Consider the following 16,340-nt stretch of genomic DNA (forward strand, 5'->3'; position numbering starts at 1 on the left):
ACACCCGTTCCCATACCGAACACGGAAGTTAAGCTCTTTAGCGCCGATGGTAGTTGGGGGCTTCCCCCTGTGAGAGTAGGACGTCGCTAGGCACACAAAGCAGTCAGCAATAGCTGGCTGTTTTTTTATATTTGGGTTGAAAATTAATTACAATCCTCTTTGTCGGCACTCTACTATGAATCTCGTTGCTCCTATTTTTGTTAAAATGTGTGAAAATATTTTGTATGAAAGAATAAAATATTTGTAATCTGCAATTAAATCATTATGGATTTGAATCTTTTAAAGGTAGTTAGGTTTTTACGAAAAAAATATATTAAGTAGAGAAAATCGTACATTAAATATAGAAAATCGGTCTTAAAAATGCAGAATAGGGTATAAATTTTACTAGATTAAAATATCTGAATTGTCTTTCTTTTATAAGTTTCTTGACAGTAGCATGACTCGTTGTTAATCTTACAATTAATATTCTTTTAACTATAGGAGGAAGTTACGAAAATGTGGGAATCTAAATTTGCCAAAGAAGGTTTAACTTTTGATGATGTATTATTAGTACCAGCTCATTCAGAAGTATTACCGAAAGATGTTGATTTATCAGTTCAACTAACACCAAAGATTAAATTAAATATTCCAATGGTCAGTGCAGGTATGGATACAGTAACAGAATCTAAGATGGCAATTGCTATGGCACGTCAAGGTGGTATCGGTATTATCCATAAAAATATGGGAATCGATGAGCAAGCAGAACAAGTTGAAAAAGTAAAACGATCTGAAAATGGCGTTATTACAAACCCATTCTTCTTAACTCCAACCCACCAAGTTTTCGATGCTGAACATTTAATGGGGAAATACCGAATTTCAGGTGTTCCAATTGTTGATAGCATGGAAAACCAAAAACTAGTTGGTATTATTACAAACCGCGATTTACGTTTTATTTCTGACTACTCTTTAAAAATTGAAGATGTAATGACAAAAGAAGATTTGATTACGGCTCCTGTTGGAACGACTTTAGAGGATGCTGAAAAAATTCTTCAACAATACAAAATTGAAAAACTTCCTATTGTAGATGAAGATGGTAAATTAACTGGCTTAATTACAATTAAGGATATTGAAAAAGTAATTGAATTCCCGAAAGCTGCGAAAGATGTACATGGTCGTTTATTAGTAGGCGCAGCAGTAGGTGTTTCTAAAGATACAATGGTTCGCATTGAGAAGCTTGTTGAAGCACAAGTGGATATCGTAGTAATCGATACAGCTCATGGACACTCAGAGGGCGTACTACAAACAATTCGATCTATCCGTGAGACATACCCTGAACTAGAAATCATTGCTGGTAACGTAGCAACTGGAGACGGCGCTCGTGCACTATTTGAGGCTGGTGCAGATGTAGTGAAAGTTGGTATTGGACCAGGATCAATTTGTACAACTCGTGTTGTTGCAGGCGTAGGTGTACCTCAAATTACAGCTATTTATGATTGCGCTACAGTAGCTCGTGAGCTTGGTAAAACAATTATTGCTGATGGTGGTATTAAATACTCTGGAGATATCGTAAAAGCCCTTGCAGCAGGTGGTAACATCGTAATGCTTGGTTCACTTCTTGCAGGTACTTCTGAATCTCCTGGGGATACTGAAATTTTCCAAGGTCGCCGCTTCAAAGTTTATCGCGGTATGGGTTCAATTGGGGCAATGGAAAAAGGTTCAAAAGATCGTTATTTCCAAGAGGATGCGAAAAAATTAGTGCCTGAAGGAATTGAAGGTCGACTTCCTTATAAAGGTCCTCTAGCAGATACAGTTTATCAATTGATCGGTGGTATTCGAGCAGGTATGGGTTATTGTGGAGCTCCTAACCTTGAGTACTTACGTGACAAAGCTCAGTTTGTTCGTATGACAGGTGCAGGTCTTCGTGAGTCACATCCTCATGATGTTCAAATTACTAAAGAATCACCAAACTATTCAATGTAATAAATTTCAAGCAACTTTTATGCTCTCGTATCGTCTACAAAGATGGCACGGGGGCATTTTTTATGATACAGATTGCGCACGTAGGATGATATCTATGATAAAATGTCGAGGACAAGATTATTTTTTGGAGGGCAATGAAGGTGAAAAAAACAATGAACACCGTATTACGTTTGCTCCTAATTCCTGTTCTATTATTTAGTATATTTGCAGGTATGCCTGCGAAAGCAAATGCAGAAACAGATTTAGGGCTTACAGTAGATGCTGCGATTCTAATCGACGCAGATTCAGGAAAAATTTTATATGAACAAAATGCAGATACTTCACTAGGTATCGCTAGTATGACGAAGATGATGACAGAGTATCTACTACTGGATGCAATCGATGCAGGTACGGTGAAATGGGATCAAGAATATCATGTTACAGATTATACGTATCGCATGTCTCAAAATCGTGCATTAAGTAATGTACCATTACGAAGAGACGGATCATATACAATTCGTGAACTTTATGAGGCGATGGCTATCTATTCTGCAAATGCAGCGACAGTAGCTATTGCAGAAACAATTGCTGGTACAGAAACTGAGTTTTTAAAACTTATGAACAAAAAGGCAGAAGAGCTTGGACTTGAAGGCTATAAGTTTGTAAATGCTACTGGTCTTAACAATGCAGATTTATTCGGTATGCAACCAGCAGGCACTGGCCCAGAAGACGAGAATGTGATGCCAGCTAAGTCTGTAGCAAAATTAGCGTATCATTTATTAAAAGACCATCCAAAGGTTTTAGAAACATCTAAGATTACAAAAAAGACATTCCGTGAAGGTACAGATGATGCAATTGAGATGTCAAACTGGAACTTTATGTTGCCGGGTCTAGTATTCCAATATGAAGGCGTAGACGGCCTGAAAACAGGGACTACAAACTTTGCAGGACATTGCTTCACAGGTACTGCAGAACGCAACGGGACACGTTTAATTGCAGTTGTAATGAAAGCTGTAGATGCAAATGGACAAGGTTCGTATAAAGCACGTTTTGATGCTACAGCAAAATTATTTAACTACGGCTTTTCACAATTTACAAAACATGAAATTATCCCAGCGAACTATAAATTTAAAGACCAAAAGACTGTAAAAGTTACAAAAGGGAAAGAAGATAAAGTTGCCATCGCTGTGAAAGAACCAATTTCATTTATGGTGAAATCTTCTGAAAAAGAATTATATCAACCTAAATTAGTATTAGATAAAAAAAGCCTTGAAGCTAAAGTTAAGAAAGATACGGTAGTAGGTAAAGTCGTTATAGAGCGCACAGAAGGTAAGGATTACGGCTTTATCGATGGCAAGGAATTTGCATCTGACGTCGTGACAATTGCATCTGTTGAACGTGCAAGTGGCATTGCTCTATTCTTCCAAGGTATCGGTAACTTCTTCGGCAGCTTATGGGGCGGTATTACTGACTTTGTTGGTGGATTATTTTAAATACTAATATAAAGAACACGTTTATGTTTGAAAAAGCATAACGTGTTCTTTTTCACATTTTACTGGCTATGTGCATACGCTAATAGGCGAAAGGATGTGGCTAAATGTGTGGTATTACAGGGTGGGCTAGCTTTAAAAAGGATTTACGAACAAGTGATAAAATCATGAAGTCAATGGCGCAAGCATTAAGTAAACGAGGCCCTGATGATGAAAATACTTGGTGTAATGAACATATTGCATTTGGCCATCGACGGTTAGCGGTTATCGATTTAATAGGTGGCAAGCAACCGATGATGAAAAAACATGATGGCGTAAACTATGCCATTACATATAATGGCGAGCTGTATAATACAGAAGAATTACGTAAAGAACTGCAAACAAGAGGGCATGTTTTTACAACTCAGTCAGATACGGAAGTATTAATAACTGCTTATATTGAATGGAAAGAACAATGTGTGAACTATTTAAATGGCATATTTGCTTTTGGCGTGTGGGATGAACAAACAGAATCACTTTTTCTGTGTCGTGACCGTCTTGGGGTAAAGCCTTTGTATTATACGGAGCAGCAAGAAGGGTTACTTTTTGCATCAGAGGTAAAGGCGCTATTTGCTCATCCAGCAGTCCATCCAATTGTTAATACAGAAGGGCTTGCTACGATAATGGCTGTAGGACCATCTAAAACACCTGGTAAGTCGCTATTTCATAATATTAATGAATTACGGCCAGGATACGCAATGAGGTATTCAAGAGACGGGGTACGTATATGGCAATATTGGCAGCTTCAAAGCAAAAAACATGAAGAGTCATTGGAAGAGACAATTGATCATGTACGCTATTTACTGACAGATGCTATCGAACGACAACTTGTATCAGATGTACCAATTTGCACATTTCTGTCTGGAGGTTTAGATTCTAGTATTATTACCGGTATTGCGGCAAATAGCTTCCAGCAACAAAATAAAGGCAAACTTCATACGTACTCTATCGACTATGAGGATAACGAACGTTTCTTTAATCCACACGCTTTTCAAACTTCAACTGACACTTATTGGATTAAAAAAATGAACGACTCATTTGATACAACGCATCATGCTGAGCAAATTTCACAGCAACAATTAATCGATTTATTAATAGAAGCTGTCATTGTCAGAGATGCTCCTGGTATGGCGGATGTTGACTCCTCGTTACTATGGTTTTGCCGAGAAATAAAAAAAGATTTTACGGTCGCTTTATCGGGGGAATGTGCAGATGAAATATTCGGTGGCTATCCATGGTTTAAAGAAAAGACTACCGGCTTTCCATGGATTCGATCACTTCCAGAAAGAACAGCTATGTTACGGCAGGAATGGCGCAACAAGTTAGACGTGGAAAATTACGCACAGCAAGTATATGATCAAACGATTGGAGAAGTACCATATCTCGAGGGGGAAAGTTCAGAGGCAGCACAGCACCGTGAAATGTTTTATTTAAACATGGTATGGTTTATGCAAACATTGCTAGAACGAAAAGATCGGATGAGTATGGGCGCGAGTCTAGAGGTGCGTGTGCCATTTGCAGATCATCGGCTTGTAGAATATACATGGAATATTCCTTGGGAAATGAAAAATTTAGACGGTATGGAAAAAGGCTTACTTCGAAAAGCGATGTCACATTTATTGCCAGAGGAAGTGTTATATCGCAAAAAGAATCCATATCCGAAAACGTATCATCCTATTTATACTGCAGGTGTTCAAACGTGGTTAAAAGAAATATTAAACGATAAAAATTCAGTTCTTCATGAATTTTTTGAACGACAAAAACTAGTAGAGTTAATTGAGTCTGGAGGAAGTTCATTTAAAGTGCCATGGTATGGACAATTAATGGCTGGTCCGCAACTCTTAGCCTATTTAGGGCAAATTCATACGTGGTTTAAGCATTATAATATTCAACTAAAAGAAAATGGATAAAAAGCACAACCATCTTATCACTTTAATCGTGATGTAGATGGTTGTTTACGTTGTATTGCCCAGCAATTCATTAATTTCTCGACGGATGTTTCAATTTCATGCACAGGTATACCGCCAAAGCCAAGTAAAAATTGAGCTTGTGAGGCTGTATCCTCATCAAGTCGATAATCTGATAATGGATAGATACCTATTCCTGCAGCATTGGCACTGTGCTGTAATTGTTTCTCGGATAATTCATGCTGAACGTTGAGCAAGATGTGCATGCCTGCTTGCTCTCCCGTTATTTTAATTTGAGTAGAATAATTTTCTAAAATGGTAGTTAGCTTCTCATGCTTTTTTCGATATACTTTTCGCATACGATTCAAATGCTTTGAAAAGTGACCATCTCGCATAAAATTGGCTACAATGTGCTGATCAAATCTAGGTACTGTCGATGAATAATAATTAAAGACGTCATTATAAGTAGCTAGCAGCTTTGGTGGAAGTACAAAATAAGCAACTCGCAAAGATGGCATTAATGATTTTGTAAAGGTACTCATATAAATGACTTTGTCATTGCGATCTAATGCTTGAAGAGCAGGAATTGGTTTTCCAGTATAACGAAATTCGGAATCATAATCATCCTCAATGATATATCGTGATGGGCTTTGTGCGGCCCAATTCAATGCCTGGGCACGTCTTGTAGCAGATAATACAGCGCCAGTAGGGAATTGATGCGATGGCGTTATATAAACAACGTTGGCAGTTGTTTTTTCTAATTCCTGAATAAGAATTCCTTCATCGTCTACAGAGATTGGACAAACTTTTCGCTTATGTTGTAGAAACATCCGATGCACTGTTGGATAACCAGGATTTTCGAGCGCAAAACATGTATCTTCACTGAAGAGACGTAATATCATCGGAAGTAATTGTTCAGTACCGGAGCCAATAACAATTTGCTCAGGGCTACAAATAACGCCACGTGATTGATATAAATAATTAGCAATCTCCGTACGTAATGCTAATTCTCCCTGTGGCTCACCAGTTAATAATAGTTCCTTCGAGGCATCATCAAATAGCTCTTTTGCATATTTTCGCCATGTTTGAAATGGGAAGGCATCAATATCAATGGAACCAGGGTTAAAATCAATGGAATATGATTTTTTCCGAGGCTGCTCTGTTAGGTATGTGGATGTGTCTTGCTGAATATATGGAAGTTCATCAATTTCCTCAACAAAATAACCGACCCTCGATTTTGACATAATATAACCTTCAGCAAGTAACTGCGCATAGGCAATTTCAATAGTCGTTTGAGAAATGTTTAAAAAATCTGCTAATTTTCTTTTTGAAGGTAATTTTTCTCCAACGGTAATTTTCTTTGTAGTAATGGCTTCCTTTATACCGCTATAAAGCTGATCATATAGCGGTTTTCCACCATCTTTTTCAAGCTGAAATAAGAGCATATCCATGAGCGATTATTCTCCTGACCTTATAATTATTTTGTAAACTGAATATTTTGATATGGTCAATTTCTATTATACTAAATTTTATCACAAAGGTGGAGGTAGAAAATAATGAAGCAAACAGGAACTGAATTAGTGAAGCGTGGGATGGCTGAAATGCAAAAGGGTGGCGTAATTATGGATGTCATAAATGCAGAACAGGCAAAAATTGCTGAAGCGGCAGGGGCTGTAGCTGTTATGGCGTTAGAGCGCGTACCTTCGGATATACGAAAGGCTGGAGGAGTTGCGCGCATGGCAGATCCGCGTATTGTTGAAGAGGTTATGGGAGCAGTCACTATTCCAGTAATGGCAAAGGCACGTATTGGTCATATTGTTGAAGCGCGAGTATTAGAAGCTATGGGCGTTGATTATATTGATGAGAGTGAGGTATTAACGCCAGCAGATGAGGAATTTCATTTATTAAAGAGTGATTATACAGTACCATTCGTATGCGGTTGTCGTGATTTAGGTGAGGCAGCTCGTCGTATCGGTGAAGGGGCGTCTATGCTTCGAACGAAAGGTGAGCCAGGTACAGGTAATATTGTAGAGGCTGTCCGTCATATTCGTAAGGTCAATGCGCAAGTGCGAAAAGTTGTCGGAATGACTGAGGATGAGCTAATGACAGAAGCGAAATTACTAGGTGCTCCTTTTGAATTATTACGAGAAATTAAAAGGCTTGGTCGCTTACCAGTTGTAAACTTTGCAGCAGGTGGTGTTGCGACGCCAGCAGATGCGGCCCTTATGATGGAATTAGGTGCAGATGGCGTATTTGTCGGGTCAGGTATTTTTAAATCAGAAAATCCCGAGAAATTTGCTCGTGCCATTGTCGAAGCAACGACACATTATAAAGACTATCAATTGATTGCAGAAATTTCAAAGGAGCTTGGCGTGCCGATGAAAGGTATTGATATTGCACAGCTGAGTCAAAGTGAACGTATGCAAGAACGAGGCTGGTAACATGAAAATAATCGGTGTGTTAGCATTACAGGGTGCTGTTCGAGAGCATGTACAAATGTTAGATGCACTTGGATGTCAAACGGTTTTAGTAAAGCATACGGAGCAGCTAGTAGGGATTGATGGTCTAGTATTACCTGGCGGAGAAAGTACGACGATGCGCAAGTTGCTAAATCGCTATGACCTGCTAGAACCAATACGGACACTTGCACAACAAGGATTACCGATGTTCGGTACTTGTGCAGGTCTCATTTTACTTGCAAAAGAGCTGGTCGATCATGAACCACATTTAGCTGTCATGGATGTTGTTGTTGCTAGAAATTCGTATGGACGTCAAGTAGATAGCTTTGAAGTGAAATTGGATGTTCCAGCAATTGGTGAAGCGATATCTGCTGTTTTTATTCGAGCACCGCATATTGTGTCAGTCGGCGAAGGTGTGGAAGTGTTAGCTGTGCATGAAGGTAAAATTGTGCTAGCACGTGATAGGCATTTACTTGGATGTTCATTTCATCCTGAACTAACGACAGATTCGCGTATTCTCGAATATTTTGTGACGTCTATGGTGTGACTTGCAAAATCTCGAATCATATAGTACAGTAGGATAAAATTTAAATAAGTAAACACGATGATGGGAAGTAGTAACAAGCACGTTTTTTTTAGAGAGTCAGCGGTTGGTGGAAGCTGATAAAAGCACTTGTGAATCCGTCCTGGAGTTGCGCAGTCGAAGTAAATGAAGTAGGCTGTCGCCGGCTGAAATGCCGTTATGAGATAAGTGGACTAGGCAAAGTGTCTGGTCAATTAGGGTGGCAACGCGGGTAGCTCTCGTCCCTTTCATGGGATGAGGGCTTTTTTGTGTTCCATCATAAATAAAACACCCATCATTATGAAATCTACTACTGGAGGTATGAACGATGTTAGATATTAAACGCGTCCGTGATAACTTTGCGGAAATTAAAGAAATGCTATTAACACGTAACGAGGATTTAGGAAACTTAGACGATTTTGAAGCTTTAGATACGAAGCGTCGCGAATTAATCGCAAAGGCAGAAGAGCTTAAAGCTGAACGAAATAAAGTGTCTGAACAGATTTCTATTATGAAACGTAATAAAGAAAATGCTGATGAAGTAATCGCTCGTATGCGTCAGGTTGGCGATGAGATTAAAGAGTTAGATACACAGCTAAATGAAGTAGAAGATCGTTTTAAAGATATGATGATGCGTTTACCAAACGTTCCACATGAATCTGTGCCAGTTGGTACTACTGAAGACGATAATGTTGAGGAATATACTTGGGGCGAAGTACCAACTTTTGATTTCGACATTAAAGCACACTGGGATATTGCAACAGATTTACAAATTGTCGATTTTGAACGCGGTGCAAAAGTAACTGGAAGCCGTTTCTTATTCTACCGTGGCTTAGGTGCTCGTTTAGAACGTGCATTAATGAGTTTTATGATGGATTTACATGCAGAAGAGCATGGCTATGAAGAAATGCTACCACCTGTTATTGTGAATCGAGACAGCTTAACAGGTACAGGTCAGCTGCCTAAGTTTGAGGAAGATGTATTTAAAGTAGATGATACAGACTACTTTATGATTCCAACAGCAGAAGTACCAGTTACGAATTTCTACCGCGATGAAATTCTTCCTATTGAAGCTTTACCACAGGGCTTTGCAGCATATAGTGCTTGTTTCCGCTCAGAAGCGGGCTCTGCAGGTCGCGATACACGTGGCTTAATTCGCCAGCACCAATTCAATAAAGTAGAATTAGTACGTTTTGTTAAACCTGAAGAATCTTACGAGCAACTAGAATTATTAACTGGTCATGCTGAAAAAGTACTGCAATTATTAGGTTTACCTTACCGTAAGTTAAAAATGTGTACAGCTGATTTAGGTTTCACAGCTGCAAAAAAATATGATTTAGAAGTTTGGATTCCGGCACAAAATATGTACCGCGAAATTTCTTCTTGCTCAAACTTTGAGGATTTCCAAGCGCGCCGTGCGAATATTCGTTTCCGCCGTGAGCCTAATGCAAAACCAGAATATGTTCACACATTAAACGGCTCAGGTCTTGCAATTGGTCGAACAGTGGCTGCTATCCTTGAAAACTATCAGCAAGCCGATGGAAGTGTAGTGATTCCAGAGGTATTAGTTCCATATATGGGCGGAAAAACAGTGATTGCACCAAAATAACAAATTACTGTGGTCACAGATCCGTAATTACAAGCTTCTACTGACAGAAATGTAGTAATTCCACAGGTAAAAGCAAAGACAGTACGATAAGCTATTTTAGTTAATCTGGTTCTAGATTTTCTAAAATAGCTTTTTTTTGCTTTTTTAGCGCTCAAATCTCTCATTATTTTAGAAAATTCGTTATAATGAGTATAATTCATGGGGACAAGGGGGGAGAAAATTCATGGTTCTACATCAATTTACACAAGCATTAAGAGAGTTTGATAATGTGTTAATTACCGATGAAAAAGGCTGCGCAATTTTTTATGATTTAGCAGATTTAAATATATTGTTAGAGATTGGCTTAACACCAGATGAATTTTTCCAAAAAACCGTGACTGATAGCTATCAAAATTTATCAACTGAAACAAGTACAATTTTTAAAGTACTGCAAACAGGGGAACCAATCATTTACTTTGAACAGGTTCTGACGACGTTAAATGGCTTTAGTTATACATCGCTAAGCTCAACCTATCCAATTATCGAAGGTGGAGCAATTATTGGCGCTATTGAGTTTTCAAAGCATTTTTATGAGAGTAAACAAATAAAATATTTGGATCATTTCCTCGGACATAAATTATATCGAGATAACCATACAAATTACCGTTTAGAAGATTTAATTTCTGTGAATGCAGAAATGAAAGCTCAAACTGAGAAGGCTCGCCGTGGCGCAAAGAAAAATTCATCTATTCTGATTACAGGGGAAACAGGTACAGGGAAGGATATTATAGCGCAAGGTATTCATAATGAAAGCGAGCGTTTTACGAAGCCGTATATTGTGCTCAATTGTTCCACATTGACAGAGGATAATATTTTTTCACAGCTTTACGGTATCGAGGCTGAAGGGAAACAAGGAAAACTGCAGGAGGCTAATGGGGGCACCTTACTTATTGATCAGTTAAATATGCTGGATTTATCATTACAGGCAAAATTACTGCATGCGGTAGATTTGAAATCGCTGAATGGAGAGCCGTTAGATATTAGATATATTACAACGGTCAATGAAGATTTAGATAAACTTTTAGCAGAAAAAAAATTACGTGAGGATTTGTTTTATCGTCTGAACGTTATGCAAATAGATTTGCCACCGCTTCATATGCGCAAAGAAGATATACCTGCTATTCTTGATTCTTATATTCAATTTTATAATGAGCATACAATTCAAAAAGATGTTCGTTATAGTGAAGAGGTACTTCAATTATTTTATGAATATCATTGGCCAGGAAATGTGCGTGAACTAAAAAATGCTCTAGAAGCGGCCTATAACAATTTAACAGGACAAGAAATTTTACTGGAGCATATTCCAGAGCGCATTGTAAGAACGGTGCAGCAAAAAGCTCAGCCGTCCATGCCTAATATCCATTCAGGACATTTAAGAGATTTAACAGAAGCTTATGAACGCCTGATCATTGCTGAAAAATTGCGTGAAACAGAAGGGCGCTTAGCAGAAACAGCCCGTCGATTAGGTATCTCACGTCAGCTACTTAAATATAAATGTTTAAAATATGAGTTGTTGTAAAATTTTTTTTACAAAAAGGAGATAAAAATTTATCTCCTTTTTTCATTGCTAAAAATTTTTTATGATTTAGATAAATCTTATGTGAGTTTTGATGATGATTAAGGGGGACAGTGTATTGTTCGCCTGTAACATAAGTAATTTAAAAACTTGCTATTAACATGCCAGTTCTCACTAACTTTTGTCCTACTACAGTCTAGTGGATTCGATTGGATGATGCCATCCCATCGGCTTTTGACTAGGTGCTTTTTTACATATAGTAGTGAAAGCCGACGACCTAACGAAAACGACCTTGGTGTTGAAGAAATAGGAGTTGAAGAATAATGAAAATCTTTCGTAATGCAAAAATTTATACAGCCAATTCCGAATGTCAATCTGCTACAGCAATGGTGATTGCTGATGGCAAGATTAAATGGCTTGGTTTAGAAGAAGATATGCCTTCATATGAAGGAGAAATTATAGACCTACAAGGAAAAGTTATTATTCCAGGTATTATCGATGCGCATATGCACCCAATAATGTTGGCGGATGTGCTTGAGCAAGTAGCTTGCCTACCACCACAAATTCTTTCAATCGAAGAAATGATTGTAGCTTTACAAAATTACGATGCTAGTCAACGTGGTTGGATTTTAGGCTGGGGCTACGATGAAGGAAAGCTGGCTGAGAAACGTGCACCACTAAAGGCAGATTTAGATCGTGCATCAACAGAATTACCAGTAATCGTCATGCGTACATGTGGACATATTATTTCTGTTAATAGTAAAGCATTAGAAATTGCAGGTATTACAAAGGACACTCCTAATCCGCAAGGTGGACAAATTGACCGAGACCAAAACGGTGAGCCGACAGGCGTGCTTCGTGAAAATGCGCGCAATTTAGTACTGCAACATTTACCATCACCATCTGAAGATGAAATTGTAGCAAGACTTGTGAAACTATCTCATATTTTAGCTTCCTATGGTGTAACAAGTATTACAGAAATGATGGCAACGGTAAGTCCGCTTGATTATTTAAGCTTATATCGTAAGGCGCGTACTAAAGGTTTGAAGCAACGTGTCGCTGTTAATTATGTATGGGATGATATACAAAACCATGATCTATTAGTAGAAGAAAATTTAGATCGCCAAGCAGGTGCATATATAGGCGGAATTAAGTTATTTTCGGATGGTAGTGTATCGGGACGTACAGCGCTTGTCTCTGAGCCATTTTTAAACAGTTCTGAAACAGGTATTGCCATGACGACAAAAGAGGAACTTTTAGCTGCGTCTATTGAAGCAAGGAAGCATAGTATTCAATTAGTCGTTCATGCAATGGGCGACAGAGCTATAGACTTAATTGTTAATACTTTCTATGAAGAAGAAGCGTGGTTAACAGATGCGCCATCTGTTCGTATCGAACATGCTGCAATGCCGTCAGAGAGTGCCTTGAAGAAGGCAGCTGAATGGGGCATCGGCTTTGTGCCACAGCCAATCTTCTTATTTTGTGAAATTGAAAGCTACTTACAAAATCTCGGCTTAGAGAAAACGCAAACGTTATATGGTGTGCAAACATTTTTACAGCAAGGCATTGCTACAGCTTTATCATCAGACGCACCTGCGACATCTTGGGCAGAAGCATCCAATCCTTTCGTAACAATTCAGGCAGCTGTTACACGTACTGCATATGATGGGACAGATTTAGGTGCCGCAGAACGTATTTCAGTAGAAGAAGCATTACAGCTTTATACGGCGGATGCAAAAACGATGATACGTATGGAAAAGGTCGGTCAGCTGAAAGAGGGTTATGAAGCGAATTTCGTTGTATTAGCGGAAGACCTTCGTGAAATATCACAAGACCAGATTATGAATGTGAAGCCACTTGCTACTTATATTGAAGGCGAGTGTGTTTTTAAACAGTAATTTTTGCTAGCATGAAACTATTATTTTGTTATGAAGATGTTGTCGCTGCTACGACACATTTCATATATATCGCCATCCCCATAATCATAGAAAAGAAAAAGGTACCTCATAAGTTTTGAGGTACCTTTTTCTTATTAGAGCAAAGGAACTTAACCTACAATGATTCACAAGATCCTGTGCTTTCAGCCATTTTACGTGCCTTTTTCTCCGCTTTTTTTCGTTCACGTAATACGCGGAAAAAGTCAGTTAAAATTTGACCACAGTCTTCAGCCAAAATACCTTCTGTAACATCACATTCATGGTTAAAACGGGCATCATTTAATAAATGATAGAGCGAATTGACACACCCTGCTTTAATATCTCTCGCACCATATACAACACGCGGCACTCGTGACTGCAAAATGGCACCTGCGCACATGGGGCAAGGTTCCAATGTGACATAGAGTGTTGTTTGTTCAAGGCGCCAACTACCTATTTTTTTACATGCCTCTTGAATAACCATTAATTCAGCATGCGTTGTAGCATTTTGGGTTGTTTCACGTAGATTATGTGCTTTAGCAATGACTTCTCCTTCATATACAAGAACGGCTCCTATTGGCACCTCGCCAAGCAAGGCAGCTTTTTTAGCTTCTTCTAAGGCTTGGCCCATAAACATAACGTCTGTTTCATAATTATCCACTAGTATCTCTCCTTACAAATAGTGTATCACGCGTGTGGAGTTTTGTGTTTTGCTTTGAATTGACATTCCTAAAATAACCATATATATTTATATATGAACACATGCTCATATATAAATACAATATTGGGGGAACGGAAAATGGATGAACAAGTAAAACAGGTAGAAGTAGAGAGCGGAAAGGGACAGCACTTAGATGAAGAAACGCTATTTGTGGTATCTCAAACGTTTAAAGCATTGAGTGATCCGACAAGAATACGCATTTTAAATTTATTATGTTCAGATGAGCACTCGGTCAATGACATCGCTGAAATATTAGACTTAAGTCAATCAACAGTATCTCATCAGTTACGATTTTTAAAAAATTTAAGATTAGTGAAATTTAGGAGAGAAGGAACAAGCTTATATTATTCAAAAGATGATGATCACATCATGAATTTATTGAAGCAAGCAATTGAACACGCGACGCACAACTAAAAGTATTGTATTAATAAATTTTTGGAGGGGAAAACTATGGGGCATAATCACGATCACGGCCATGATCATACACATGGCGCAAATAAAAAGGTACTGTTGTTATCCTTTATAATCATTACGAGTTATATGGTTGTTGAAGCGATTGGTGGGGTTTTAACTAATAGTTTGGCGCTTTTATCAGACGCTGGACATATGCTAAGTGATTCAATTTCATTAGCAATAGCACTACTTGCTTTTATGTTTGGAGAAAAAGCAGCTAGCTTTAGTAAAACATATGGCTATAAAAGGTTCGAGATTTTAGCTGCAGTATTAAATGGCGTGACATTAATATTAATCGCATTATTTATTTTTTATGAAGCAATTGAGCGTTTTGCAAATCCTCCAGAAGTGGCAACGACAGGGATGCTAATTATTAGTGTAATTGGCCTTCTAATAAATATTTTAGTTGCTTGGATTATGATGCGCGGTGGCGATACACAAGACAATTTAAATATGCGCGGAGCATTTTTACATGTTCTTAGCGATATGCTTGGCTCTGTAGGTGCCATAATCGCTGCATTAGTTATTATGTTTTTCGGCTGGGGATGGGCAGATCCGCTCGCAAGTGTCATTGTGGCAGTATTGGTACTACGGAGTGGATATTTTGTAACAAAGGCCGCTATCCATGTACTTATGGAAGGAACTCCGTCAAATGTTGATGTACAGGAAATCATTCAAATAATCGAGCAAAATGAAGGTGTACAAAGTATCCATGACCTTCATATTTGGACGATTACTAGTGGCACAAATGCACTTTCCTGTCATGCAGTTGTCGATAGCCAACTAAGCATTGGGGAAAGCGAGCATATATTACGCGAAATTGAACATAATCTTGAACATAAGGGCATAAAGCATGTAACGATACAATTGGAAACGGTAGCAAATCGTCATGATGAGTCAATTTTATGTAATATAAAAAGTGAGCAAGCTCATCACGATCATGATTAAAAAAATTAGAAAAAATAAATTGCCTACTTTACATACCCTTCGTGGGTATAGTATGATTATAATTAAATAGGAGGTGAAGCAGTTGGAAGACACAGTGAAAGATGATGCTTGTCATACGGGAGAAACTGCGTCGTGTCGAAAAAGTCACCACCCTGAGCGCGTAAAAAAGGATTTAACGACTCGTTTAAATCGAATCGAGGGTCAAATCCGAGGCATTAAGGGGATGATTGAAAAGGACGTTTACTGTGATGATGTTATAACGCAGTTGTCTGCCACGCAATCAGCTTTAAATAGCGTAGCGAAAATTTTATTAGAAGGTCATTTAAAAGGCTGTGTCGTAGATCGCCTATCTGAAGGTGATGAAGCGGTCCTAGATGAATTAGTAGTGACCATTCAAAAATTAATGAAAAAATAATAATTTTTTAGGGTATATACTCTTATAAAGCATTTTAATTTAACTTAAAGGAGAGGTATTTATGCAAAACGTAACATTAAACGTACAAGGAATGTCATGTGGACATTGTGTTAATTCAGTAGAAAAAAGTGTCGGTGCACTAGCTGGTGTAGAACAAGTAAAAGTAAATTTGGCTGATGGTTTGGTAGATGTAGCGTTTGACGATGCACAAGTATCACTAGCGCAAATTAAAGAAACGATTGACGATCAAGGTTATGAGGTAGAATAAGAAAAGTAGGGTGCTCAAAAAGCACTCTATTATTTTCAAATCTATATACCCCTAGTCGGT

General features: G+C 38.3%; 14 protein-coding genes, 1 rRNA gene and 1 other annotated feature. Of the genes, 13 read left to right on the top strand and 2 right to left on the bottom strand.

Annotation, left to right across the window (positions count from 1 at the left end; all coding sequences use genetic code 11):
- From rrf to asnB, 4 genes are all read left to right on the top strand, one after another.
- Positions 1-92: ribosomal RNA gene (gene rrf / locus ACIQXW_RS24010) — 5S ribosomal RNA — on the top strand; the annotation flags it as partial.
- Between the two features lie 403 nt (positions 93-495).
- Positions 496-1,959 (top strand): IMP dehydrogenase, encoded by a 1,464-nt coding sequence (gene guaB / locus ACIQXW_RS24015; RefSeq protein WP_228134214.1) that lies wholly within the window; start codon positions 496-498, stop codon positions 1,957-1,959.
- Positions 1,960-2,099: 140 nt separating this feature from the next.
- Positions 2,100-3,431 (top strand): D-alanyl-D-alanine carboxypeptidase family protein, encoded by a 1,332-nt coding sequence (locus ACIQXW_RS24020; protein WP_402766293.1) that lies wholly within the window; start codon positions 2,100-2,102, stop codon positions 3,429-3,431.
- Between the two features lie 104 nt (positions 3,432-3,535).
- On the top strand, positions 3,536-5,377 hold the full coding sequence (gene asnB, locus ACIQXW_RS24025) for an asparagine synthase (glutamine-hydrolyzing) (RefSeq protein ID WP_402766295.1): 1,842 nt from the start codon (positions 3,536-3,538) through the stop codon (positions 5,375-5,377).
- Between the two features lie 17 nt (positions 5,378-5,394).
- On the opposite strand, the gene pdxR is transcribed toward asnB, so the two are convergent.
- Positions 5,395-6,825, bottom strand: coding sequence for a MocR-like pyridoxine biosynthesis transcription factor PdxR (gene pdxR / locus ACIQXW_RS24030; protein ID WP_402766298.1), 1,431 nt, complete (start codon positions 6,823-6,825; stop codon positions 5,395-5,397).
- 105 nt (positions 6,826-6,930) lie between these two features.
- Between pdxR and pdxS the strand changes: the two genes are divergently transcribed.
- The 5 genes from pdxS to ACIQXW_RS24055 all read left to right on the top strand — a co-directional run bounded on the left by pdxS (position 6,931) and on the right by ACIQXW_RS24055 (position 13,457).
- Positions 6,931-7,815, top strand: coding sequence for a pyridoxal 5'-phosphate synthase lyase subunit PdxS (pdxS, locus tag ACIQXW_RS24035; RefSeq protein WP_340821501.1), 885 nt, complete (start codon positions 6,931-6,933; stop codon positions 7,813-7,815).
- 1 nt (position 7,816) lies between these two features.
- Positions 7,817-8,380 (top strand): pyridoxal 5'-phosphate synthase glutaminase subunit PdxT, encoded by a 564-nt coding sequence (gene pdxT / locus ACIQXW_RS24040; protein ID WP_402766301.1) that lies wholly within the window; start codon positions 7,817-7,819, stop codon positions 8,378-8,380.
- A gap of 48 nt (positions 8,381-8,428) precedes the next feature.
- Positions 8,429-8,645: a binding site (T-box leader), on the top strand.
- Between the two features lie 78 nt (positions 8,646-8,723).
- On the top strand, positions 8,724-10,004 hold the full coding sequence (serS, locus tag ACIQXW_RS24045; protein WP_402766304.1) for a serine--tRNA ligase: 1,281 nt from the start codon (positions 8,724-8,726) through the stop codon (positions 10,002-10,004).
- 223 nt (positions 10,005-10,227) lie between these two features.
- A complete protein-coding gene (locus ACIQXW_RS24050; protein WP_402766307.1) occupies positions 10,228-11,562 on the top strand; it encodes a sigma 54-interacting transcriptional regulator in 1,335 nt (444 codons plus the stop codon).
- Positions 11,563-11,882: 320 nt separating this feature from the next.
- Positions 11,883-13,457: an amidohydrolase gene (locus ACIQXW_RS24055; RefSeq protein WP_402766310.1), complete on the top strand. Its 1,575-nt coding sequence runs from the start codon at positions 11,883-11,885 to the stop codon at positions 13,455-13,457.
- Between the two features lie 154 nt (positions 13,458-13,611).
- Here ACIQXW_RS24055 and tadA read toward each other — a convergent pair whose 3' ends face one another.
- Complete coding sequence (gene tadA / locus ACIQXW_RS24060) at positions 13,612-14,112, bottom strand: tRNA adenosine(34) deaminase TadA (protein WP_401015164.1); 501 nt, start codon at positions 14,110-14,112, stop codon at positions 13,612-13,614.
- Positions 14,113-14,274: 162 nt separating this feature from the next.
- On the opposite strand from tadA, the gene ACIQXW_RS24065 reads away from it, so the two are divergent.
- The 4 genes from ACIQXW_RS24065 (at position 14,275) to copZ (ending at position 16,280) form a co-directional block, all read left to right on the top strand.
- Positions 14,275-14,610: an ArsR/SmtB family transcription factor gene (locus tag ACIQXW_RS24065; RefSeq protein WP_340821492.1), complete on the top strand. Its 336-nt coding sequence runs from the start codon at positions 14,275-14,277 to the stop codon at positions 14,608-14,610.
- A 36-nt stretch (positions 14,611-14,646) separates the two neighbouring features.
- Complete coding sequence (locus ACIQXW_RS24070) at positions 14,647-15,597, top strand: cation diffusion facilitator family transporter (RefSeq protein ID WP_401022458.1); 951 nt, start codon at positions 14,647-14,649, stop codon at positions 15,595-15,597.
- Between the two features lie 82 nt (positions 15,598-15,679).
- The gene (locus ACIQXW_RS24075; RefSeq protein WP_401022461.1) at positions 15,680-16,012 is read left to right on the top strand and encodes a metal-sensitive transcriptional regulator; all 333 of its coding nucleotides are present in this window, start codon (positions 15,680-15,682) and stop codon (positions 16,010-16,012) included.
- Between the two features lie 61 nt (positions 16,013-16,073).
- Positions 16,074-16,280 carry a copper chaperone CopZ gene (gene copZ / locus ACIQXW_RS24080; RefSeq protein WP_228134225.1) on the top strand — a complete coding sequence of 69 codons (207 nt, stop codon included), beginning with the start codon at positions 16,074-16,076 and terminating at the stop codon, positions 16,278-16,280.
- The last annotated feature ends 60 nt before the right edge of the window (positions 16,281-16,340 follow it).

Source organism: Lysinibacillus sp. NPDC097162, assembly GCF_044762185.1.
Taxonomy (GTDB): Bacteria; Bacillota; Bacilli; order Bacillales_A; family Planococcaceae; genus Lysinibacillus.